Below are 22,954 nucleotides of genomic sequence, written 5' to 3'. Positions count from 1 at the left end.
GCTTACTTCTTCCTGACTGTAGATTCTATGGAGTTGTAGATATTGCGAAAGCTTTCGTCGAATGTCGAAGGAACGACGCGACCGACTTCGATGAACTTGATTGAGATTTCCTTGGCTATTTTCAGAATTGTCTCGTCTGATACCGTCTGATTTTCATTACTCTTCCCTGCTGGTCGCTGTGAAGACATGTTCTCCATCCCTCGATCTGTAGTATTGAAAAGTGGCGCCTCTGCCGGATGAAGAAGGCCAATTCGTCATGTGAGAGCGGCAGAGGCGCGATCATCTAAGGAATAACCGGCCAGGCCATCCCTTGTGTCCCGGTAAGTTTTACGGCAATCAGCCTAATTTTGCCAGGATTTGTTTAAATACAGATTCGTGTGGACTGTCGTTTTGACAGGTCCAGGCTATGTACTTTCAATGCCATTTGCCTGGGAGAGGGCCGTTTAATCAGTAGAGCTATTGAATTGCAGGAGTTCAGATTACTCAACTGCGTCAGAAGTTCCCACTGCGTCTTTACCGCTCGACTTTACATGGAACATCGCTTTGTCGGCAAGTGCCAGCAGCTCCTGGACATCAGCCGCGTCATCGGGGTAGGTTGCCACACCGAAACTGGCGGACATCCGCAGCTGTAGCTGTTTACTGCTCAGGTAGATGCTGTCTTTCATCATTTTCCTGATTTTCCGAACATGTTCAAGGGCTTGCTCTTTGTTTGACTGGGGGAGTACCAACACAAACTCGTCTCCACCATAGGCAACGCCAAAAAAGTGTTCCGCCAGACCCTCACGCAGGGTTTCCGCGACCTCCTTCAGTGCCTGGCTGCCATTCAGGTGGCCATATGTATCAACCACGTGCTTGAAGTTGTCCATATCAAGGAACACAAGCGAGAAAGGCTCCCTTCTCTCGTTGCTATCGATGATCAGTTTTTCAAGTGACCTGTAGAGATAGCGGGTGTTGAAAAGACCTGTAAGGTTATCGTGGTCGGCCAGGTATCGAAATCGCTCTCTGCTCCGCCGTAGTTTATCTTCGGCCATTCGTTTCTGGGTGTTATCTATGAGTATGCCTTCTATCAGGGACGTTCCATCTGCTTCTTTGGTCAATCTTGCGCTCGCCAATACCCAGATCGATTGACCGTCCTTGCCAACCATCTCAATTTCATAGTTGGTGATCGTCCGATCTCTTTCTAAAGTGGTTAAATAATCCTGTCGATCATTCTGATTCTTGTAAAGAGATGAAATATTGACAACCTCACGCAACAGATGGGCCGGATGCTCATAACCGAAAATTTTGGAGAATGAAGGATTAATGCTATAGATTGTCCCTCCCAATGTGCATTGATACATCCCCTGCACCGCATTTTGGTAGATATCCCTGTATCGTGTTTCAGCAAGTTTCAGATCTTCCTGGGCATTTTTGAGTTCTGTGAGCTCGGTAAGTAAGACAAGGTAGCCGTCTGGGCGGCCGTGTTTATCACGAAGACAGCTTCTCTTGAATAAAACGGGAAAATTCCTGCCTGATCTGCTTTGAAGGTGCGCCTCGAAATTTAAGTGGTCATTACTGGCAAAATGGACATGAACCGTCTTTTTGTCATAGAGCTTTTCAAAAGGGCTTAGCAGCAGGTCTTCGCGACGTAGTCCTGATAATTCGATCATCTTAGCATTATGATCGATAATCCTGAATTTCAGGTCTAGTTCAACAAATCCCTCGGAGGTGGCCTCTATTACACGACGATATTTTTCCAGATTTTTTCTGGCATTGCCCCGGTATTTTCGATCAAGAATTTCTATTCTCTTCTTAAGTTGTTGAATTTTGATCGCAGCGTTTTTAGGGATGGGTTTATTCATGTTCGCGTCTTATGAAAGGACAGTTTTCAACTGTTGCAGAAATGAATTTTAGCCAATAGGTTGTTGTTTAGTATCTAAAGTACTTGCTGGTTTTACAACGCGAATATGTAGTTTCAGCGATAATCCCTGAAAAGTCTTTGATGTCCGCCGCCAATTACAGACTGATATTATTGGCAGATCCTCCTGGCTATAGATATATACCTGCCAATCAGCCACAGCTCTTGCCTCCACTCGTCATGTTGAAGATCCAGCAGTCTTGTCGGGCTAAACCTTTTCCAGCCAACTCATCGTTTTCCGAGGAAGGATAATGCTCGCAATAGTCCAACAGGTTCCCCAGGGGACTATAAAGAAAAATTGATAGGGAGATTGGGGTAAGAGAGCTACAACTGCATTAGGAATGGAGGAGATATTTCCAGGCACAGCCTGGAAGAATAGCATTAGGCCTGCAATATCAAGTAATGAGTAATCATTGTTCAATCAAGAGGGTCAAACTTTTCCCTCGGGGAATGGCGTTCATATGATCACCACAGACGGGACCATAAATATACCCCCATTCTACGCAGATGTATCGAGCAGGATTTTCGATTATTCCGATATTCTATACGTTTAATTCAGAGTATCAATTATCCCGATAGCAGGTTTGAAAAAGTCCGATCCACCAGGAAGAAGATCGGACTTTCACAAAATTTAATCAGATTATACGGCGAAGTATTTGGCCTGGGGATGATGCACAACGATGGCAGAGGTTGTCTGCTCCGGCACCATCTGCATATTTTCAGTCAAAGATACTCCGATTGCCTCAGGCTTTAAAAAGTCGAAAAGCGGCTTATGGACATCCAGATCCGGGCAGGATGGGTAGCCGAATGCATAGCGTGAACCCTGATAATCCTGGCAGGTTAATCCGCGGGACGGTATTTCACCTTGACCGATTCCAAGGTCCTTTCGCATAATGGCGTGCCAGTATTCTGCCAGGGCATCAGTTATTTCGACGCTGAAACCATGGAGCATCAGGTAATCATGATAGGCATTGTCCTGATACAGTTTTGCGGTTTCAAGTCCCATTCTGTCGCCGATGGTGACCAAAAAGAACCCGGCTATATCACCACCTTCTTCCCTGGTCTTAAAATAATCTGCAATGCAGAGATGTGGCGCTTCTGCCTGACGGGGAAAGCTAAAGTGGTGCAAGGTGTTGTCGGCTTCGACAAAGAGGGAATTCCCTTCAGAGTAACAGGGGAAATAGCCATACGTTACCTTGGGGCTGATCAGCTTTTCTGCCAGTGTCCGATGTTGTAATTCTTCATAAATCGGTTGAGCTTTGGTTTCAATGAGTTGCTGATACTCTTCGGCAGACATTTTTCCACGTCTATATCCCCAGCGACCACGAAAAAGTGCCTGTTTATTGATGTAAGGGAAGAGTTTTTCGGGGTCCACATCCACCACATATTTCTGGCCGGTAAAAGGAGCGGTGGGAACCGGGTGGGTTTTGTCGATGCTTGAATCTTTTATGCCAGGTTTCAGAGCCTGTATTGCTGTGACATCATTGTATACTGTGGAGACAAGCGAGCCTTCCTCATGTTCTCTGACCGCTTTCAAGCCGGCAAATGCATCGGCACAGTAGACCACGGGTCCCGGGTAGTTCGGTGCGCAGGACTCTGCGACAAACTTCGGCGTCAGGGCGGCTCCGCCTAAAAGGATTGGGATATCGAGACCGGCATCACGGTATTGTGACATCGATTCCTGCATGGCGATGGCGGATTTAACCAGTAGACCACTCAGCCCGATAACGTCTACGTCGTACTCTATGGCTTTTTGGATTATCGTCTCAACCGGTACTTTGATACCGATATTATAGACTTTATAACCGTTATTGGAGAGGATGATGTCGACCAGGTTCTTGCCGATATCGTGCACATCTCCCTGGACTGTAGCCAGGAGAACTCTGGTGGCGTTGCTGACATCGTTTTTCTCCATAAAGGGCTCAAGTCTGGTGACAGACGCTTTCATTACCTCTGCGGATTGCAGGACAAAAGGCAGCAGGATTTCTCCTTTACCGAACAGTTCACCGACATGGCGCATGGCAGGAACGAGTATCTGATTGATAATCTCGAGAGGCGCGTGCCGCTCCCTCAGAATGGAAAGAAGATCTTCAAGTCCATCCTTGTCGCCATTGACAAGTTGTTTAAATAATTGTTCTTCTGGAAAAAGGGTCTCGGTCGTGGAGTCGTCATCATCACTATCGGCTTTGTCGCTGAAATAATCGATGAGCCGCATTAGTGGATTTTTTTCCTCGTCCCTGTTTCTGTCGTATAAAAGATCAAGGCAGACCAGCTTATCTTCTTCAGAAATTCGGGCCAGCGGTATGATCTTGGCCGCATCGACGATTGCCGCATCCAGGCCTCCATTGACTGCTTCATGGAGAAAAACGCTGTTCAAGACCCGCCGGGCTTTCGGCGGGAGACCGAATGAGATATTGCTGAGCCCAAGCACTGTCAGGCAACCGGGTAGCTCTTCTTTGATTCTGCGAATACCGTCTATGGTCTGAATGGCAGCATCACGGAGCTTTTCATCACCGGAGCCGACCGTAAAGGTAAGACAGTCAAAGAGAATGTCCGATGGGCGCAGTCCGCACTCATCCACAGCGATATCATGTATGGCTTTGGCGATTGCAACTTTTTCATCGGCGGTCATGGCCATACCGTTTTCATCGATCGTCAGCGCAACAACAGCAGCGCCGTATTTCTTTGCAGCCTTACACACCCTGCGAATATTAATTCCGCCATCTTCGAGATTGATTGAGTTGATTATGGCGCGTCCCGGATAGAGCTTCAGGCATGCCTCAATGCATTCCGGTGTTGTTGAGTCGATCATCAGAGGCGCTTTCAGGGATTTGGCGCACATTTGCACCAGTGTGGTCAGATCCTTGAGTTCATCACGACCTGCATAGGCGGTACAGAGATCAATGATGTGGGCGCCTTTGGGTTCCTGGTCCAGGGCAATTTTCAGGCAAGCCTGATAATCGTCTTCGAGCAACAATTCGCGGAACTTTTTTGAGCCATTGGAGTTGGCTCGCTCCCCGATGAGCAGCGGCGGTATTTCCTGTTGCAGCTCTACAGCCTGGTAAAGGCTTGAAACGGATGGCTTCATGATATCACCTCCCTGGTTGCAGGTGTAACTCCGGAAAGTGATTGCACCAGCTGTCTGGTATGGTCTGGTGTTGTCCCGCAGCAGCCGCCGACCACGCTTACGCCATATTCGTTGATAAATCGTTTCATTTCTCTTCCGTACTCTTCAGGTGACATGGGGTAACATGTTTTGCCATTGACTACTTCGGGCATGCCCTGATTGGGAACACAGGAAATTCGTTTAGGCCAGTTCTGGGAGAGGTAGCGGATATGAGACTCCATATCTGTTGGACCGGTGGCACAGTTCAAGCCGAAAGAGAAGATTGGAAAAGGCTCGAAGGTTACCGCCGCGGTGGCAATATCGGAGCCGACCAGCATGGTGCCGGATCGTTCGATGGTCACTGAGGCCATAACCGGCAAATCTTTGCCGGCCTCTTCCAGAACTTCAAAACAGGTGGTCATTGCAGTTTTAATCTGTAGCAGATCCTGGCATGTCTCTATAATCAACAGGTCCACGCCTGCCCGCACCAGTGCCTGAAACTGCTCCCTGTAAGCCGCAGCCATAACATCTACACTGATATGGCCGAGAGAAGGGAGTTTGGTACCCGGTCCCACCGAGCCGCCAATGTAGGTATTGGGTTTGCCGTTAATTGCTTTTCGGGCATTTTCAATTCCGGCTATATTGATCGCCTCTACCTGGTCTTCCAGTCCATATTCTTCAAGAACAATCCGATTGGCGCCAAAAGTGTTGGTTTCCAGCACCATGGCACCGGCATCAACAAAACCGCGATGCAGGGAGGTTATTGTCTCAGGTGAAGTGAGGTTGAGGATTTCATTGCATCCTTCCCGGCCATCCCATGCGGAATCAGGAATATCCATCTCCTGTAAATTGGTCCCGCAGGCACCATCGAGGATTAATACATCATGATCTTTGGGTCGCATAACTTCGTATTTGTTTAAATAATAGAAAAATTGACAGACTATTCAAGTCATGACCAAACAGAAGTGACTCTATGTAGTCTTGGGAAACGTCGCAGAAGTGAAGCATTGGTGGTGGGAGCTTCGAATTACGTACTGCCGATCTTTTACCATACGATGTGGTACCTGGTCATTACTTTAAGGCATTTTTTGTATATTTCATGTTCTTCATAGTTGTTTGAAGAAGCACGGAAATATTGATTTCGACATCTCTACAGTCACTGCGTCAGAGGTGCAAACAAAAAAAGCACCTACCGATTTCTCGGTAGGTGCTTTTATATTCTGGCTGGGGGACAGGGAGTCGAACCCCGATAAGCGGAGTCAGAGTCCGCTGTCTTGCCATTAGACCATCCCCCAAGGGATTTCGTTTTTGCACCTGATCCTTTCCTTTACAGAAATGGTATCACACTCACATTTATTAACTCAACAAGCTGATCATTTACATCAAGCTGGCTGGGGGACAAGGATTCGAACCTTGATAAGCGGAGTCAGAGTCCGCTGTCTTGCCATTAGACCATCCCCCAGTAGTGAGTAGTGCCGTGCTCAGGTCCGGTGATTTATAGAAAAAAACGGTTTTGGTGTCAAGGAAAAAGCTGATAAAAACTTCACTTTCTCTTAAGAAATTACAATCCCGGCGTAACCGACCACACTTTCCGTATCGCCTGATACCGCACCTGAGTCGGTATAGCGGAGCACCTTTGCTCCTGTAGCTCCAAGCTTTTTCGAAGCAATGAGGGCAACTGTCACAGGGATAATGCCGCACATTGTAATATTGTTGCTATGAACAGTATTATATAACCCCAGAGGGTTCAAATCCTCAATCTGCTGTAAGGCGAGTTTATCCTTGGCACTTGCCTGTTGTCTTGATTCGTAGTGGCTCATATCGCTGGAGGCTACAATGAGCACTTTTTTATCTACTGCCTGAATGGCCTCTACCAGAGTTTCTGCCACACGGGTACAGAGTTCGTATGAAAAGTAGGAGAGCACTATCGGGACTATTTTAAGATTGGGTTGCAATGCCTGCAGAAAGGGAATCTGCACTTCAACAGAATGCTCAGGACCATGCGCTGCTTCATCGTTTGTTATCGGACTGCCTGGCCCGACCAGTAGATCGGCGAGTTGATCATCTACAGGGACGCGTCCCATGGGCATGTCCCAGACCGATCTGGAGAGTGCTGCACGATCTCCGGTACCATGGTGGTTCAGGCCCAGTATGATAACGGTCTTTGGTATTTCGATAGCCTTAAGAGTCTCGGCGGCAACAGAACCGGAATAAATATAGCCTGCATGGGGAGACACTGCAGCTATGGCAGTATATTTTTCCCGGTCCGGGGCCGAAAGAAGAAGATCATCAACCATTCCGGAGAGCTGAGAGCGACTTCCAGGGTAAAAACGACCTGCGACAATGGGTTGTCTGATCATATTATCCCCCCTGAGGGAAAAGGTTATGGAGGCGCAATGGGCAAAAGTGGGGAGGTACGGGTAGTGGCAGCCCCTCCTCCCCGTAATTTGCAGGGAGAAGGGTGAACTGAGAGATTAGTTACGGCGAACGGTCCAAGTGGTACCTTCAGGTCCGTCTTTAAGTTCAATATTGTGTGCCAGCAACTCATCTCGTATTTCGTCACTGCGGCTCCAGTTTTTCTCTTTCCTAGCAGTATAACGCTCTTTGATGAGCTGGAGAATAGTTGCTTCGTCGATATCGATACCAGCGAGCATTTTTTGTTTCTGGTTGTTGATAAAGCTCGCAGCGTCTTCTGTGAGAAGACCCATAATTCCGGCAAGCTTTTTCATTACTTCGCGGCTCTCCCTCAGTAGCGTGAGATCAGAGGCTGCTGGAGTGTCAGGAAGGGCTGCCGCAATGCGGTTCAGGATTTTAACCGAGTCAAACAGGATAGATTGTCCCTGTGCAGTATTGAAGTCGTTGTCCATGGCCTGCTGGAAACGTTTTTCCATGGATTGCAGCTTATTGATATCTTTATCACTGGCAATCGGCTCTGTCTCTGTGCTGCCTTCTCCTTCAAGCTCGTCAATCATGCGGACACAGGTATAAAGACGCTCAAGCCCTGCGGTTGCATCCTGCATCGCTGTCTCTGAAAAATCCAGAGGGTTGCGATAATGGGTAGAGAAGACAAAGAAACGGAGTATTTCCGGATGATAATGGGCCAGCAGGTCGCGAATTGTCAAAAAGTTATTCAGCGACTTTGACATCTTTTCATCACGAATAGTTACAAACCCATGGTGAATCCAGGTTTTGACAAAAGCACAGCAGTTTGCAGCTTCACTCTGGGCGAGTTCATTTTCATGATGTGGAAAGATAAGGTCTTTACCACCACCATGGATGTCGAACGTCTCGCCGAGATACTTTCTGCTCATGGCAGAGCATTCGATGTGCCAACCCGGTCGTCCATCCCCCCAGGGGCTTTTCCATTTTGGCTCACCCGGCTTAGAACCTTTCCAGAGCACGAAGTCCATGGGGTTGTGTTTGAGCTCATTGATAGAAATACGCGCGCCGGCCTGCATATCTTCGAGGTTGCGGTGGGAGAGCTTTCCATATTCCGCAAATTTTTCAACGGCGAAATAAACGTCGTTGCCAGCCTGGTAGGCGATGCCCTTGTCTATCAACTCAGATATCAGTTCAACCATCTCCTGGATATGCTCGGTTGCCTTGGGCTCCATGGTGGGCCTGTCGATGCCGAGTTGATCCATATCAACATAGAACTCGTCGATAAAACGGTTCGCCAACTCTTCGGAGGTAGTATTCTGCTCGTTTGCTCTTTTGATAATCTTGTCATCAATATCTGTAAAGTTACGAATGTAGGTAACTTTGTAGTCACGTGACCGCAGATATTTGACAATCATGTCAAAGGCAAGTGAAGAGCGAGCATGACCTATATGGCAGTAGTCATAGGACGTGATGCCGCAAACGTAGAGCTTTACGTGATTTGGTTCAATTGTTTCAAGGGGCTCTTTCTTGCCGGTGAGTGTATTGTAGATTCGAATAGTCATATTAAGTGGAACTGCCTCTGGACAGTTCTGAAATCGTTTATTAAGTAATCCGGATTAACCCGCATCAATTATTATATTGCACCGATATTCAGATGCAAGAACAGCAGTGTCGATTTCGTGAAATCATGATAGCTTACAGCTGATGATTCAGTTCCCGATTTACCACTTTGGGCTTGCTACTTAATTGTCCTTGCAGAGAAAATTGTCACCATAATCGTAATACAAGGAAAAGACAAGAATGAGCCTGGGAAATGGTGAAAATCTAAGCTGGCGCGAAACCTTTGCAGCGTGTACCCACCCTAAAGTAGTTACTATGCTGTTTCTAGGTTTTTCTTCCGGATTACCTTTGTACCTTATTTTTTCGTCACTTTCTGCCTGGCTCACCCAGGCGGGCGTAAGTAAGGCCAGTGTTACGTTTTTCAGTTGGGCGGCTCTTGGTTATTCCTTTAAATTTATCTGGGCACCGCTTGTCGATCTGCTGCCGCTACCGGTTCTTACACGCTTGCTGGGGCGTAGACGAGGATGGTTGCTTTTTTCCCAGGTGTTGGTCGCGGCGGCCATCATGTGGATGGGACTGACCAACCCCGTGGCACATTCTTCAGGTTTGACCGTTATGGCATTGGCAGCGGTGATGCTGGGGTTCTCAGCAGCAACCCAGGACATCGTGATAGATGCGTACAGGATTGAGAGTAGCGTCGAATCCATGCAGGCGTTGCTGGCATCAACCTATATTGCCGGATACCGGATAGGCATGCTGGTATCCGGGGCCGGTTCTCTCTATCTTGCCGGATGGCTTGGCAGCAGCAAAGGGATCTACCTCTATTCGGCCTGGAAAAACACCTATCTGATTATGGGGCTGATAATGTTGACGGGGGTTATCACGACTCTTTGTATCTCAGAACCCAGCCAAAGTAAGAGCAGAAAATACAGTGAGTATTCAACCGGACAATATTTGCGGATAGTGCTTCTTTTTGGAGTCGCGACGGCCACTTTTGCCCTGTCTTTTTTTTACAGTGGTTCATTAAGTGCTGCTCTCAAGGATATCGTACTCGACTACTTTCCCGTTACCGGCCTGATGATTGGTTTTGTCGTCGAGGTACTGCGATTTCTTTCTTCAGTGACAGTTGCCGGCCTGATCTGCAGGGTGATGGTATCGTTTAAGCTGGTTGAGTGGGGAATAGTACGCAATGTCTATGTGCGACCGGTGCTTGACTTCTTTAACCGTTATGAAGTGAAGGCAGCAGTGTTGCTACTCATGCTTATTGGCTGTTACCGGATTTCAGATGTCGTGATGGGGGTCGTTGCCAATGTCTTTTACCTCGAACTCGGCTTTTCTACCATCGACATAGCCAATATTTCTAAGACTTTCGGGTTGTTTATGACCATTGCGGGCGGTATTCTGGGTGGGGTACTCACAGTCAGGTACGGAGTCATAAAGATCCTCTTTCTTGGTGCCTTACTGTCAGCCGCAACCAATCTGTTGTTTATGACTCTTGCCAAGGCCGGTGCAGATCTTACGCTGCTCACGGTGGTGATTATGGCCGATAATCTGAGTGGTGGTATCGCTACCACCGCCTTTGTGGCATTTCTGTCATCGCTGACCAGTGTCTCCTTCACTGCCATGCAATATGCGATATTTTCATCAGTAATGTTGCTGTTCCCAAAGGCTATCGGTGGTTATTCCGGAACAATTGCCGAAGCTTTTGGTTATGAGACATTCTTTCTGATTACTGCCTGTATGGGGATCCCGGTATTGTTTCTGGTCTGGCTCGCGAGAGGGTACGCTGATAAAAAGCCGTAAGATGATAATGGCTAACCGGTTTTGCCGGAAGTTTGCGAGGGAAGCGAAGAGTTGACAGGGCAGAAGATATCTTTTGAAGAAATGCCAAAACGTTTCATCTTCTCATAAAGAGAGGTTTTGCCAAGTTGTAAAGATTCTGCTGCTGCGGCTACGTTGCCTCTGCTTTCCCTGAGCGCCTGTAAAATGATATCTCGCTCGAACTCAGACAGCATCGATTTCAGGGACTTGTTTGAGAGGCGTGGCAATGGGCGAGAGGGGCTCCTGGCCGGAGCGCGCGGGTAGGGTGTAAAAACGAGTTCCTTTTCAACGATTTCATTCGTCTTGGCGATGAGTACTGCGCGTTGAATAAGATTTTCCAGCTCTCGCACATTTCCTGGCCAATCGTGGTTCATGAGCGAGCTCAGCGCCGATTCCGAAATGGAGTCCAGCTGTTTATTGAAAACTGTTTCAAATTTTCTGATAAAGTGAAAAGTCAGTTCCCTGATGTCATCTTTTCTTTCCCGCAGAGGCGGGACCGGGATATGAATGATATTCAAGCGGTAGAAGAGATCAAGCCGAAACTTTTCACGCTGAATCGCAGTAGCCAGGTCGGTGTTGGTGGCAGCGATAATACGGATATTTATCTTGATCGGGTGGTTGCCTCCTACCCTGATAATTTCGCCATCCTGGAGAACGCGCAGCAGTGAAGATTGCATTCTTGGGCTGATGTCACCTATCTCATCAAGAAAGATTGTGCCACCGTCAACAATTTCAAATTTTCCTTTTTTTCGGCTTTCAGCGCCTGTGAAAGCACCTTTCTCGTGACCGAATAATTCACTTTCAAGAATAGAATCGTTGAAGGCGTTACAATTAATTTTCAGGTAGGGTTTCTTCTCTCTGCTGCTGAGCTCCTGAAGCAGGTCGGCAACAATCTCTTTACCAGTGCCGGATTCGCCAGTGATGAGAACTGTTGTATCGGTGGGTGCAACCTGCAGGATGAGGTCGTGGAGTTCAATCATTTGAGGAGTTGAACCAACCATTTTATGTGTGTGATTACCAATGCCAGAGATTGGTGCACACGGTTTGTGCGCGTCGTCATGTTGGCAGTGGAGATTTGGAAGACTTAGGGCCCTTCGGAGGATGTCAGAGCCAGGCTGGTTGACATCCTTGACAATGAGCCAGTGGAAAGAGTTTTTCTGTACGCCTGCAGTGCTCATGATTGCACTGCTGCTACGAAGAATTACAGGATAACAAATTGGAGCGAAATGGAATTCCAGAAAACTTTCGTTGTGTTCAACCCGAATCTGACATTGCTGGTACCTGCTTTTCCTGTATTGGTAAAGGGCCTGGTTGATTGCCGGAGGCTGGCTCCGATGCTGAGACAGGCCGGGCCTGGCTGAAGGCTTCCATCCCACCAAAATATACTCGCGCACTCTCGTTCATATATCTGACAGCTTGTAACCCTTCTATGAGCAGCACCATTTCCGAGGCCTGGTGAAGCAAATCTTTGAGTCTATTCAGGAGCATGTCTTCTGGTTGGAATGAGTAATTCACGATGTAACAACCACATGTAATTACTTAGATAATAAACAGGACGACAAATGTTTACTGCTCGGTGGATGGATATTTGATAGTATAGCTCAGATAACATTGAATAGGAGCTATTATTTTGTTGGCTGTGGTACCTGGTTCGAAGATCAATTACACTTTCGGCGAGTAGGGGCAATGTTTTTCGAAAAGAAAATATTTTATGGAATTCTAATCCATATATTCTTGCTGGCGTCTCCCGGTGCAGGCCATGCAGTTTCGGCCGGGGAGCTGCTGGTGGTATTCAATGAAAGGATGGCCGGTTCAGAGGAATTAGCTGAATACTATATAAAAATGCGCAATATTCCCCGGCATAACCTGCTTGCCGTATCGCTTGGTGTTGGCGAGTCGATGAAAAGGGGGGAGTATGAACAGAAACTGCGAAAACCTGTAATTGAAAAAATAGCCAGCCTCAAAGGTCGTTCGGACATATATGGCATAGTCCTTATTTACGGAGTTCCCCTTAAGGTTCAACAACCTGCTATTGATGAACAGAGCAAGGCACTTGTCAAGGAACTGAGAGAGCTGCAGAAAACCGCATCAAAGGAGCACAAAAAGCAGCTCAGGGAAAGAGTCAAGCGCCTGACGGGTGCAGATAAAAGAGCGTCAGTCGATTCAGAACTCATGCTTGCCAAAGTTGAAAGTTATAAGCTTTCCAGCTGGATCAAGAATCCATATTATATAGGATTCAACAGCAAGGAACTGCAATACACCACAGATGATGTACTGTTGGTCGCCAGGTTGGACGGGCCTGATAAGAGGACTGTACTGCGTATCATCGATGATGTACTCGCAGTCGAGCAGACCGGGTTGGAGGGACGTGCATATTTTGATGCAAGGTGGGCAAGTCTGCCAAAACAGAAAAATCGAAAAGCCTATGGCAGGTGGGACAATTCTCTCCACGAAGCAGCAAAGATAGTCGAAAAGCGGATGCCGGTTACTCTGGATACTAATGAAGAGTTGTTTGCTCCAGGGACTGCCCCTGACGCAGCATTATATTGTGGTTGGTACTCTTTAAGTAACTATGTAGATAGTTTTACCTGGTCTCGCGGTGCGGTCGGCTACCATATGGCTTCAGGCGAGTGCACAACGCTGAGGAGAACAGAGCGCAATGTGTGGTGTTTGCAGATGTTGACGCGTGGTGTGGCCGCGACTTTAGGACCGGTGGCAGAGCCGTATATACAGGCCTTTCCACTCCCTGAACTGTTTTTTAAAATACTTACAGAGGGCTACATGAATCTCGGAGAGACCTACCTTGTCTCCCTCCCTTTTATCTCGTGGCAGATGGTGCTGGTGGGAGATCCCTTGTACAAACCATTTAAGCCTCTGTCAAAGCAAGACGGAACGCCCCTTGTCAGCAACGTCCCGGTTACTGACTAGAGATAGACGTTACCAGATAAATGGTTCTTTCCTGGTCTTTTTCCGCAGCCAGTTCAAGCTTTTTTGCACCGCTTTTGCGCGGGTTAACGTATAGATAAGCTGTTTTTTATAAGGAAAGTCCATTAGCGCAATGCCAATGATAATGGTAATGAGCCCCTGTCCTGGCAGGAAAAGCATTACGATACCGGCCAACAGTAGCAGTAATCCGATGAAATTACGCAGCAGTCGCCTAAGCGCCTGCCATAGTGTGAAACGTTGGGCGAGGGTGTGTTTATGGGAGTAATCCCGATGAAAATACTTTCTGGGCAGGCGGGCGACGAGAATCGGGATAAGAATTATGCTGACCAGGAAAGTGCATATGGACAGGGCGGCCAAAAGTTCCAGAACTTTTTCAAAATGAGAATCAAGGAAATTCATGGCACACCCTGTCGTGACTGCGTACTCACTCCTGTAGGAGTTATCTCAGGTCTACATTAATGATAATTTCAGAAATTGGACGCTTGGGAACATGGTGTACCTGATTTTCATCGCGCCAATACTTCACCTGATCAGGTGAAGCCATCTCTTCGAGAACAACATTTTCGGCAGGGGCACCGAGGGCGATAACCAACTCCAGCTTGAGATGATCGGGCAGGGTGAAAAGGTCAGCAAGTTTTGGTGAAAATGCGCCGATTCTGCAGCCGGAAAGTTGTTGGCTTGTTGCGCCGAGCAGCATGTTCTGAGACGCTATGCCAAGGTCGAAGTGGGCTTCCTTGTCTGTGCCTTTCAGCCAGTTCTGGTTGAGCAGGCACAGGATATATGCCGCAGGCCGTTCTCCTGATGCCGGTCCTTTCCACTCGCTTAAGTACCCAGCCCAGCCGAGGTGAGGGAATATCTTGTCACACAGTGCGGGGTCGTTTACCAGAGCGTATTGCCATGGCTGGCAATTTCTGGCAGACCCCGAAAGTCGGGCTAACTCGATGAGCGATTGCAACTGGTCTGTTGTAATTGCCTGGTCTTGCTTAAACCTTCTGTGCGTTCTCGTTTGCTTTACCAGTAATTCGAAGTTCTCTTTCGGCATTGTCTTTGTAGTGAGTGGTTTTTTTAATGTAGCGTTATTGCCTGCTTTTTTGTTGGGTATACGGTTCAATGGAGAATTGTACTCTATTACCAGGTAAAATCTCGTTCTGCGATATCTGAGACTGATTGTTTATCTTTATTCTGCTTTCATCAAGGGCAAGGTTTTCCACGAAAAAGGTTGCTATGACCTTGGCTCTCTGGTCTGCGAGTTGTCTCAACATTGACTCGTCAATGACTATTGGCTCAGGCTCAATAGGCGCGTATTTGGAAAACAGATGCACAGGCAGGTCCTCTTCAATCACCTGACCAGTGTTCCCTGCAGCAATTCGGGCTTCGGCTGCTTTTCTCAGGTATTCTTCCGTTTCCCTGTCGAGCTGTTCACTGCGTTTGCGATTTTCTTCGGCTACCCTCTGACTTTCTAATTTTTCCAGGGCTTCTTTGAGTTCTTTGCCGTCAACATTCGGGTCTGCAACTCCGGTCACAGTGATACCAATGTAGGGGTGAGAGGCAAGAAGGTTACTGAAGCGTGTAAGGGATTCGCGCCCCTGCCCGGAGAGAATAATTTCCCCTGGTAGAAAATCGGCATGTTCGTTGCCGACAAGGTCCGAGAAGTTACCTGAAGCAAGAAGCAGAGGCGAGACAGACGCCTTCACCATCATCCTCTTTAACGAGAATACAGCATCTGAATACAGGTTGAGTGGTTTGGAGCTGTCTGGCTGTGAGTTTTCCGCAGTAAGGGTGAACTGGTTTTCATCGTTGGAAATCAAAGCCAGGGTAAGGGCGGAATCGGCAATCTCCGAAAGAGGTTCAACATCACGGAAGATCATCTCGCTTTTCTGCTCCATGGTACCGTTTTTCCATGTTGTTGTCTCAGTTACATTGACCAGGCCGCTGCTGGTATCAATGTCGATCTGGTTGGAAATTTGCTCATGAAACGATGGAAGTGGTAAATCAGCGATAGAGAAGGTGCTGTCACCGTTCATAGCAGAAGCGAAGAGTGCAAGTGCCCCTTCATGCTTAAATGGGACAGAATCGAGCTTGCCAGAAAAGCTGAAAAGGGAAGGTTTGCCATTGCGACCACTGTTGATGGCCTGAATTGTACCGTTGACGGCAGAAAACTCGCCCTTCCAGACTGGAGAGAGTCTGGTGTCGGCGTAGCTGACTTTGGCATCTGCCACCCTGATTTTTCCTATCTGGAGAGCGTCCTTTTGTTTGCCGGCAGCTTTGTAGAGTGGTTTGGCTATATCTGACTGTATATAGGAATGAAGTCGTGCCAGAGATTGCTTATCACCATAACTCTGGGTAAGAGAAAATTCGGGACCGTCGACAAAAAGCTCTGCCGCAGAGATCCTAAGAGGTGAACCATGGTATTGGAACTTTTCAAATTGCGCTTTATCCCAGCTGAATTTCCTGGAGTCTTTGGTTCCGAGTGAACCCCGGTCAAGGCTGAGCTGGCCATTGAAATGAGTTTTGGGCAACTGCAATTCGCCTGCGCCACTCACCATCGCATTAATATTGTTTACAAAGCTGCCATTGCCAAACCAGGGTAGAATATTGGTGCTGGGCAGATCGCCGAATTGAGTAGTGTACCTGGCTGAAAATGGTTGTAGTTGAACGTGACCTTTAGCCTGGATATGACCGCCGCCTTTCAGTTTGGCGGTAAAATTGCTGTTATCCCGGGTTTCGCCACCAGCGTCTTGAGAGAGTCGTATGGTCTGCAGCTTGGCGTCGCTGAATTGGAGCTGTGGTTGGCTGGAGCTGCCGTTTTCGACAACTATGGAGCCGGTGAAGTCAAGCGCATCCAGCGATGTTGCAGTTTCTTTCTTGTCGAGAGATGAAATAATAGCCGGCAGCTTCCTGGTATTGATATGCACGGAGCCGTCTTGAGTGACTATGGAGCCAAGGGAAATACGGTTACCCTCTTTACTAAAGCCGGTAATTTGGGTGTCAGGGCTTGAGTACCAGACAGTCTTACCTTGTTTTGCGCTAAAATCGCGCAGGGTAAGAGAGGCGTCCGCTATTTGCAGGCGAGGTTTGTCCTTTTCTTCCAGTCCCTTGCTAAAACTGATATGAGCCTGGGTGTCAGCGGTGCCTTTATGTGCGCCAATTGTGTTCAGGCCGAGCATATTCAAGATCCAGGGAGCATGAACACCGGTGAGGTGGAGCTGACCATCAGGGAAATTGGCATGATTAAGTTTGCCCTGCCATTTGAAAGAGCTTTTCTTATCACTTCCTTCGGCCATTAAACGAAAAGAAGAAGCTGTATTTGTTTCTGTGATTGGGGCGGTGTTGGAATAATCTTTCAGGCTGACTTGAACGCCCGTCCAGGATTTTGCCAGCGGCTCATTGTTATTATCTAAAAATAACAGGCTGCCACTGTCGGCGAGCAACAGGTCTATATCGAGTTTGCTTTGTGTAGCGGGGTAGCTGGCAGGGTCGTCTTGTTTCACATTACTTACTGCGCTGATAGCTGCAACCGCGTCCTCAATGGTAACAGAACTCTTCAAACGAAGCTCAGGTTGGCGCAAAACAACGTTTTTCAGGTGGGTGTCCCCTGTAATTGGTTGAATACCACCTTCAAGCTTACTGGATGGAATGACAAGGCTATAGCTCTGATCTTTGCTGATTATAGAGGTGTCTTCTGCCTGAATTGAGAAGTTGACCAGCAACTTGTTATCTTTTGCTGTTGGGGAAAATGTGAGGTTGAGTGATGCGTCGGCTCTGCCTTGGGCGATGTCGAAAGGTAGCTCTATCGGTAAATAGCCGAGATAAAGCGGCAAGTCGATATCTGCGAAATTACATTCGAGATTGGTATGCATTTCAGAGGTGTCATCACCACTGATAATTGCCTGTCCGGTCATCTCTATCGGGCTACCGTTAACAACTGCGTGAAAACTCGGCCGGATATATTCTTTGGCAGCAAAAGAAAAATTAGAAAGATTCGGAAGAGTGAGGTCGATATTTTCAATTACATGGGAACCTTTTTTCGGCTTATCTTCAAATAAAATACGAGAATGTTGTACGGATATATTATTTAGAGAAAAGCGAAAAGGCAGATCAGAGAAATCTAAAATTTCCTCAGTAGTTTCTAATTCATCATTGGCTTTCGGTGGAGAAATATTATAATTTCCATCGTCGTGGCGAACAAGATGTAAATCCAGATTATCTATGGCAAGACTGGTAGTAACAAGTTCTCCTCGAAGTAATTGCAGAGGGACAAGAGTTGCAGAAAAGGAAGATACGGTCAAGAGAGGGTTGTTGTCATCGCCTGCAGTGTGTATACCCCCATCAATCACATCTATTCCTGAAAGGTCGAGGACAAATGAAAGTGGATTGAATGCAACCTGCTCAAAGTCTATGAGCATTCCGGTTTTTTGGTGGAATTTAACTGCTGCAGAGCCGCGAATATATTTAGGAACACCCCAGAAGCCAGCAGCAAGGTAGCTGCAGAAAATGCAGATAGCCACGATAGTGGTTACCAACAATTTTGGCAGCTTACGTTTGGGCTCCTCTTTTTGCGCACCTGGCTTTTTGAGTTTTTCAGCCGGGGCCGAAAGTTTTTTTCGCTGACGCGGCTTTTTCGACGCTCGTGACGAGGGAGTGAGCCCAGTTGGTGCCGGTTCTATAGGAATACTGCCAAAACGATCAGACATAGATGATGTTTGCGTTGTTTTAAATTAATAATACTGTGAGGTTACCTTTCCGACCTGCTCAAGATAACCGAAGTTGCTGCAAGGTCAGAAGAGAGTATCACCATTCGTTGCAGGTGACAAGATATGCCTGGAGTTTAGGCATTTTTCAAGTATGAAAATACATCAAAATCAAAATAATTGTAAATAATTTGTTGCCAGACACAGGAGGGGAAGGCAGGAGAAATAATGTATTTAATCTGACAGGCAATCCTGTATAAAAGATGCAGTGGAGAGTGCTTGGATTTGTATAATTGAGAATTGTGAGAAGAATTGTCGAAAAGTTTCGAGACGGCTGCAATATGTTTGGCAAAATAAGTTGTTACCCTGTAGATTAACAATATGGTATAAGTAAATCTTTAGTGTGTGATTTCCATTGCATCACTGATGTTGGGCACTCTCAAACCGATAATTTCACGATAATACGAAGACTAACGTTCAATGATTGAAGTTCCTAGTTATTTCCGCTGGCAAGATCTTCTCGATATTCTAGTCGTTGCCTTTATTATTCACCAGCTCATTTCAATCATACGCGGCACCCGTTCGGTGCAGATGGTGCTCGGGCTTGGCATTCTCACCATCGTCTATTTTCTGGCAAAGATCTTCGATCTTTCCGCGTTGATGTGGCTGATGCAGACCTTTCTCAGTTCCATCCTGTTAATCGTTATCATCGTGTTTCAACAAGATATCCGTCGAGCTCTCACCCAGGTGGGCAAGTCCCCGTTTCAAAAGACAATGGATGTGGCCGATAAGGATCTGGATGAAATTATCCGCTCTGTATTTTACCTTTCAAAACGACGGATAGGTGCACTGATCGTCATTGAAAGAGAGACAGGGCTTCAGGATTATGTCGAATCAGGCTTTGATCTGAATGCAAAGCTGAGCAAGGAGTTGCTGATATCGATTTTTATGCCTGTCTCACCTTTGCATGATGGTGGCGTGATTATTCATAAAGGTAAAGTGCAATCAGCGGGCTGCATCCTGCCACTTACCCAAAATCCTTACATCAATAAGAAATATGGTACACGGCACAGGGCTGCCATAGGCATATCGGAGGAGACTGATGCTGTGGTGCTGGTTGTTTCCGAGGAGACTCAGGAAATCTCAGTGGTCCGTCACGGAGCATTGACGACGGTTAGCGATGAAATCAGTCTGAGCAATAGCTTGAGAGCGATCTTTATTCCCAAGGAAGGGAATATTAATTCATGGAAAACGTGGTTTTGAAAAGTTTTATCCAATTCATAAGAGATCTTTTTTCACTGCGACGCCTGCAGCGGATCGGTACCAGGGACTGGGTGCTGAAGTTCGCGTCATTGATGCTGGCGACTGTGTTGTGGTATTTCGTCGGGGGAGAGGATATCGTAGATAAAAATATCCAGGTTCCCATTGAAATAATCAATATGCCACGGGACCTGGTTATCTCCAATCAGTTTAAAAAGGAGATAGAAGTAACCGTAAGTGGCCCGAGATCTGTTTTGAAAGATATGGAAAATCAGTCTGTTACCAGGCAGATAAACCTCTCTAATGCGACTCCCGGAACCAATGTCATCGAAAATGATAATAAAGCCATCCGGGTTCCCAGGGGGGTGACGGTTTTAAGGATTCAGCCTTCTACTGTTATTCTCTCACTCGATAAACTTATTCAGAAGTCCTTTAAGATCATGCCGGTAACCACCGGGGATGTGGCGGCAGGCTATGACCTGGTACAAATGCAGATGAATCCCGATAATATTACCATTACCGGGCCTGAAACTGTTCTTTCCCATGCAGATGCCTTGCTCACAGATATAATTGATGTAAGTGGTATGTCTGCATCAAGGCAAGTGCAGGTCCCTCTCGATCTCGATCCTGCGATAGTTGATCTTATTGGTGAGACGTCGGTCACGGCTGATATCACTATTAAACCCCGAATGGTCCAGAAACGAATCAGCAAAGTTGCTGTAATAGGCTATGTTGGGGGGGAACTACGGGAAGTTGAACCAAAGCAGGTGGAAATACTGGCTAATGTTCCGGTATTGTTGATGAGGAAAAATGCCGATTTGCAACAGCTCTTTTCGGTAACGGCTGTAGGGGATTCTGCTGATGACGGTGAGTTACCTGTGATAGCTGTGCCAAGACAGGATGTTCAACTGCCAATTCAGGTCCTTTCAGTTAGGCCCGAATCAGTTACTTTGATTAAAAAGGAAGAAGAGATTACAGACCCTGAGGGTTCTATAGAAGGCGAAGAAGAGGCTGAAGAGGTAATAGAAGCAGAAAAAGGTAGTGCCTCAGATGACAGTGACGCCGCGGAAATGCTTGAAGAAGAGATTATTGAGGGTGAAGAAAGCGGTAGCTATTATAAAAAAATAGATGGCGTTTTACATATTACCGCAGATAGAAAGAAAATCCTGGTAAAAGAGTAATGAGAAAACTATTCGGAACTGACGGTATACGCGGAGTTGCCAATATTTATCCTATGACCATTGAAATCGCCATGCAGGTTGGACGGGCGATTGCGTTCATAGTAAAAGATAAAGCCAAAGGTAACCGGATTATCATTGGTAAAGACACCAGACTCTCCTGTTATATGCTGGAGAATGCCCTTACTGCAGGTATTTGCTCCATGGGAGTGGATGCCTTATTGGTGGGCCCACTGCCAACCCCGGGTATCTCGTTTATCACCACCTCCATGCGTGCCAATGCAGGTGTGGTCATTTCCGCATCCCACAACCCGTTTCAGGATAACGGCATCAAGATCTTCTCCAGTGACGGTTTCAAACTGCCCGATGAGGTTGAGCTCGATATCGAGGATTTGATCTTCTCACAGAAAATGGCAGCGCTGCGGCCGGTGGCAGACGAGGTTGGCAAGGCCAGCCGGATCGATGATGCCAAGGGCAGATATATTGTCTTTTTAAAGAACGCCTTTCCTAAAAAATATACTCTTGATGGTTTTCATATAGTTATCGATTGCGCCAACGGGGCGACCTATGGTGTGGCGCCGTACGTCTTCAGTGAACTCGGGGCCAAGGTGACCAAGCTGGGTGTAGACCCGGACGGCACCAACATCAACAAGGACTGTGGTGCGCTTCATCCGCAGTTGATGGCCAGGAAGGTGAAGGATCTCGGTGCCGATATCGGCCTGGCCTTTGACGGCGACGGTGACAGGTTGATAGTCTGCGACGAGCATGGCGAAATCGTGGACGGCGATCACATCATGGCTATATGCGCCCAGGAGCTGATGAAGCAGCGTAAGCTGAAGAAGAAGACCCTGGTTGCTACCAGCATGTCGAATATGGGCCTTGAAGTCGCCATGGAGCGTATGGGCGGCAATCTGGTGCGTACAGACGTGGGTGACAGATATGTGGTCGAGTGTATGAGGAAGAAGGGATACTCTTTCGGTGGTGAGCAATCTGGCCATCTGGTGTTCCTCGACCATATCACCACTGGTGATGGCATCCTGGCTGGTCTGCAGCTGCTGGCCATCATGAAAAAGCGCAAAAAGACGCTCTCTGAGCTGGCCAACGTCATGGAGTGCTTTCCGCAAACCCTGAAAAATGTCCGGATGTCTTCAAAGATTCCGGTTGATACCATTCCGGATTTCCCCCAAACTTTGAAAAAGCTTGAGCAAAAACTGGGAAAAAGCGGTCGCATTCTGGTTCGTCCCTCAGGGACAGAACCGCTTATCCGGGTCATGGTTGAAGGCCAGGATGAAACTGAGATCGACACCATTGCAGATGAACTCTGTGAGGTGATTCGTCGGGCTGATCGGGGTTAAGAAGTGGTCCCGGTTCGTTGGACAGGATCGGGACATGATTAACCTGGAACCCCTGTTGTAGGTCATGCTGCCATTGGTAGATGAGTTGTTATACTGCAACCATCATAATACACTTCCATTAGACGTTTCCTATCAAAAAGCGAATGTGGTCTCTAGTAGTTATAGAAGCGAAAATAATCTTTTAGCCCCTTTGTCAATTCTGATCCAGTTTCAAATCCTTGCAAATACACGAACTCCCACTTCATAGAGCGCCAGAGTCGTTCTATGCAAACGTTATCCCTCCAACGCCCTTTGGTCCATAGGCTTCTGATGCCACCTGTTTTGAGAGCATTGGTAAAATCAAAACAGGTAAATTGAATGCCCTAGTCAGTGTTGAAGATTTCGGGCACTCCATAAAGGTTGATGGCATCCTCAAGGGCAGGAACTCAAAAGTCACAATCCATGGTGTTTGAAAGCCGCTAGGCTAGGACGGCCCGACTATGCCAATCCATAATAGCCACAAGATACAGATGACCTAGGGCCACTGGAATATACGTAATGTAAGCACATCACTCTTGGTTCGGACTATCAATATCCATACCTCGCAGCAGGTATGGATATTTCTTGTGAGCTGGGTGAGCCGCGCTGGTTCGTGGTTTTTGACATAGAGTAACAAAGCCAATTTTTGGCGCATAGGCCGCTTCACCTTGCGTCGCAGCGACGAGCGAAGGCTCGTTGTAAAAAAACATTTTCAACCGCGAGTTGGCCGATCTTGGCAT

At 47.3% G+C, this 22,954-nt stretch carries 15 protein-coding genes, 2 tRNA genes and 1 pseudogene; 5 read left to right on the top strand and 13 right to left on the bottom strand.

Annotated elements, in window-relative coordinates; all coding sequences use genetic code 11:
* Positions 1-2 precede the first annotated feature (2 nt).
* From FCL45_RS15820 to cysS, 8 genes are all read right to left on the bottom strand, one after another.
* Positions 3-188: a hypothetical protein gene (locus FCL45_RS15820; protein WP_136798262.1), complete on the bottom strand. Its 186-nt coding sequence runs from the start codon at positions 186-188 to the stop codon at positions 3-5.
* Between the two features lie 291 nt (positions 189-479).
* The gene (locus FCL45_RS15815; protein ID WP_136798261.1) at positions 480-1,841 is read right to left on the bottom strand and encodes a sensor domain-containing diguanylate cyclase; all 1,362 of its coding nucleotides are present in this window, start codon (positions 1,839-1,841) and stop codon (positions 480-482) included.
* A gap of 696 nt (positions 1,842-2,537) precedes the next feature.
* Positions 2,538-4,985: a methionine synthase gene (locus FCL45_RS15810; RefSeq protein ID WP_136798260.1), complete on the bottom strand. Its 2,448-nt coding sequence runs from the start codon at positions 4,983-4,985 to the stop codon at positions 2,538-2,540.
* Positions 4,982-5,905 carry a homocysteine S-methyltransferase family protein gene (locus FCL45_RS15805; RefSeq protein ID WP_136798259.1) on the bottom strand — a complete coding sequence of 308 codons (924 nt, stop codon included), beginning with the start codon at positions 5,903-5,905 and terminating at the stop codon, positions 4,982-4,984. Before FCL45_RS15805 ends, FCL45_RS15810 begins: the two co-directional genes overlap by 4 nt.
* Positions 5,906-6,224: 319 nt before the next feature.
* Positions 6,225-6,298 (bottom strand) — tRNA-Gln (locus FCL45_RS15800).
* Positions 6,299-6,391: 93 nt separating this feature from the next.
* A tRNA-Gln gene (locus tag FCL45_RS15795) sits at positions 6,392-6,465 on the bottom strand.
* A gap of 91 nt (positions 6,466-6,556) precedes the next feature.
* Positions 6,557-7,363 (bottom strand): AmmeMemoRadiSam system protein B, encoded by an 807-nt coding sequence (amrB, locus tag FCL45_RS15790; protein WP_136798258.1) that lies wholly within the window; start codon positions 7,361-7,363, stop codon positions 6,557-6,559.
* 114 nt (positions 7,364-7,477) lie between these two features.
* The gene (cysS, locus tag FCL45_RS15785) at positions 7,478-8,947 is read right to left on the bottom strand and encodes a cysteine--tRNA ligase (RefSeq protein ID WP_136798257.1); all 1,470 of its coding nucleotides are present in this window, start codon (positions 8,945-8,947) and stop codon (positions 7,478-7,480) included.
* Positions 8,948-9,185: 238 nt separating this feature from the next.
* On the opposite strand from cysS, the gene FCL45_RS15780 reads away from it, so the two are divergent.
* A complete protein-coding gene (locus FCL45_RS15780; RefSeq protein ID WP_136798256.1) occupies positions 9,186-10,748 on the top strand; it encodes an AmpG family muropeptide MFS transporter in 1,563 nt (520 codons plus the stop codon).
* Positions 10,749-10,759: 11 nt separating this feature from the next.
* On the opposite strand, the gene FCL45_RS15775 is transcribed toward FCL45_RS15780, so the two are convergent.
* The gene (locus FCL45_RS15775; RefSeq protein ID WP_136798255.1) at positions 10,760-11,944 is read right to left on the bottom strand and encodes a sigma-54 interaction domain-containing protein; all 1,185 of its coding nucleotides are present in this window, start codon (positions 11,942-11,944) and stop codon (positions 10,760-10,762) included.
* Positions 11,945-12,452: 508 nt separating this feature from the next.
* Here FCL45_RS15775 and FCL45_RS15770 point away from each other — a divergent pair.
* Positions 12,453-13,694, top strand: a complete 1,242-nt coding sequence (locus tag FCL45_RS15770) for a TIGR03790 family protein (RefSeq protein WP_136798254.1) — start codon at positions 12,453-12,455, stop codon at positions 13,692-13,694.
* A gap of 9 nt (positions 13,695-13,703) precedes the next feature.
* Here the strand turns inward: FCL45_RS15770 and FCL45_RS15765 are convergent, their stop codons facing one another.
* Genes FCL45_RS15765 through FCL45_RS15755 form a run of 3 tightly spaced genes read right to left on the bottom strand, consistent with a single transcriptional unit; the run spans position 13,704 to position 18,406 of the window.
* Positions 13,704-14,111, bottom strand: coding sequence for a PGPGW domain-containing protein (locus FCL45_RS15765; protein ID WP_136798253.1), 408 nt, complete (start codon positions 14,109-14,111; stop codon positions 13,704-13,706).
* Positions 14,112-14,151: 40 nt separating this feature from the next.
* Entirely contained in the window at positions 14,152-14,754 is a 603-nt protein-coding gene (locus tag FCL45_RS15760; RefSeq protein ID WP_136798252.1) for a nitroreductase family protein, read from the bottom strand.
* A gap of 34 nt (positions 14,755-14,788) precedes the next feature.
* Positions 14,789-18,406 carry a DUF748 domain-containing protein gene (locus FCL45_RS15755; RefSeq protein ID WP_136798251.1) on the bottom strand — a complete coding sequence of 1,206 codons (3,618 nt, stop codon included), beginning with the start codon at positions 18,404-18,406 and terminating at the stop codon, positions 14,789-14,791.
* Positions 18,407-18,883: 477 nt separating this feature from the next.
* On the opposite strand from FCL45_RS15755, the gene cdaA reads away from it, so the two are divergent.
* The 3 genes from cdaA to glmM are packed head-to-tail and all read left to right on the top strand — an operon-like array spanning position 18,884 to position 22,196.
* Complete coding sequence (cdaA, locus tag FCL45_RS15750) at positions 18,884-19,666, top strand: diadenylate cyclase CdaA (RefSeq protein WP_136798250.1); 783 nt, start codon at positions 18,884-18,886, stop codon at positions 19,664-19,666.
* The gene (locus FCL45_RS15745) at positions 19,648-20,844 is read left to right on the top strand and encodes a CdaR family protein (RefSeq protein WP_136798249.1); all 1,197 of its coding nucleotides are present in this window, start codon (positions 19,648-19,650) and stop codon (positions 20,842-20,844) included. Before cdaA ends, FCL45_RS15745 begins: the two co-directional genes overlap by 19 nt.
* Positions 20,844-22,196 carry a phosphoglucosamine mutase gene (glmM, locus tag FCL45_RS15740; RefSeq protein ID WP_136798248.1) on the top strand — a complete coding sequence of 451 codons (1,353 nt, stop codon included), beginning with the start codon at positions 20,844-20,846 and terminating at the stop codon, positions 22,194-22,196. The genes FCL45_RS15745 and glmM overlap by 1 nt, the downstream gene beginning before the upstream one ends.
* A 158-nt stretch (positions 22,197-22,354) precedes the next feature.
* On the opposite strand, the pseudogene FCL45_RS24670 reads toward glmM, so the two are convergent.
* Positions 22,355-22,858, bottom strand: a pseudogene (locus tag FCL45_RS24670) (transposase); the annotation flags it as partial.
* Positions 22,859-22,954: the final 96 nt, after the last annotated feature.

The sequence above is a fragment of the Desulfosediminicola ganghwensis genome (genome assembly GCF_005116675.2).
Taxonomy (GTDB): domain Bacteria; phylum Desulfobacterota; class Desulfobulbia; order Desulfobulbales; family Desulfocapsaceae; genus Desulfopila; species Desulfopila ganghwensis.
Note: the sequence above shows the minus strand (reverse complement) of the source record. Positions and strands in the feature narration are given on the sequence as shown.

Coding starts and splice junctions, on each gene's coding strand:
- FCL45_RS15820 (WP_136798262.1), bottom strand. CDS start 188: ATGTCTTCACAGCGACCAGCAGGGAAGAGTAATGAAAATCAGACGGTA.
- FCL45_RS15815 (WP_136798261.1), bottom strand. CDS start 1,841: ATGAATAAACCCATCCCTAAAAACGCTGCGATCAAAATTCAACAACTT.
- FCL45_RS15810 (WP_136798260.1), bottom strand. CDS start 4,985: ATGAAGCCATCCGTTTCAAGCCTTTACCAGGCTGTAGAGCTGCAACAG.
- FCL45_RS15805 (WP_136798259.1), bottom strand. CDS start 5,905: ATGCGACCCAAAGATCATGATGTATTAATCCTCGATGGTGCCTGCGGG.
- amrB (WP_136798258.1), bottom strand. CDS start 7,363: ATGATCAGACAACCCATTGTCGCAGGTCGTTTTTACCCTGGAAGTCGC.
- cysS (WP_136798257.1), bottom strand. CDS start 8,947: ATGACTATTCGAATCTACAATACACTCACCGGCAAGAAAGAGCCCCTT.
- FCL45_RS15780 (WP_136798256.1), top strand. CDS start 9,186: ATGAGCCTGGGAAATGGTGAAAATCTAAGCTGGCGCGAAACCTTTGCA.
- FCL45_RS15775 (WP_136798255.1), bottom strand. CDS start 11,944: ATGAGCACTGCAGGCGTACAGAAAAACTCTTTCCACTGGCTCATTGTC.
- FCL45_RS15770 (WP_136798254.1), top strand. CDS start 12,453: ATGTTTTTCGAAAAGAAAATATTTTATGGAATTCTAATCCATATATTC.
- FCL45_RS15765 (WP_136798253.1), bottom strand. CDS start 14,111: ATGAATTTCCTTGATTCTCATTTTGAAAAAGTTCTGGAACTTTTGGCC.
- FCL45_RS15760 (WP_136798252.1), bottom strand. CDS start 14,754: ATGCCGAAAGAGAACTTCGAATTACTGGTAAAGCAAACGAGAACGCAC.
- FCL45_RS15755 (WP_136798251.1), bottom strand. CDS start 18,406: ATGTCTGATCGTTTTGGCAGTATTCCTATAGAACCGGCACCAACTGGG.
- cdaA (WP_136798250.1), top strand. CDS start 18,884: ATGATTGAAGTTCCTAGTTATTTCCGCTGGCAAGATCTTCTCGATATT.
- FCL45_RS15745 (WP_136798249.1), top strand. CDS start 19,648: ATGGAAAACGTGGTTTTGAAAAGTTTTATCCAATTCATAAGAGATCTT.
- glmM (WP_136798248.1), top strand. CDS start 20,844: ATGAGAAAACTATTCGGAACTGACGGTATACGCGGAGTTGCCAATATT.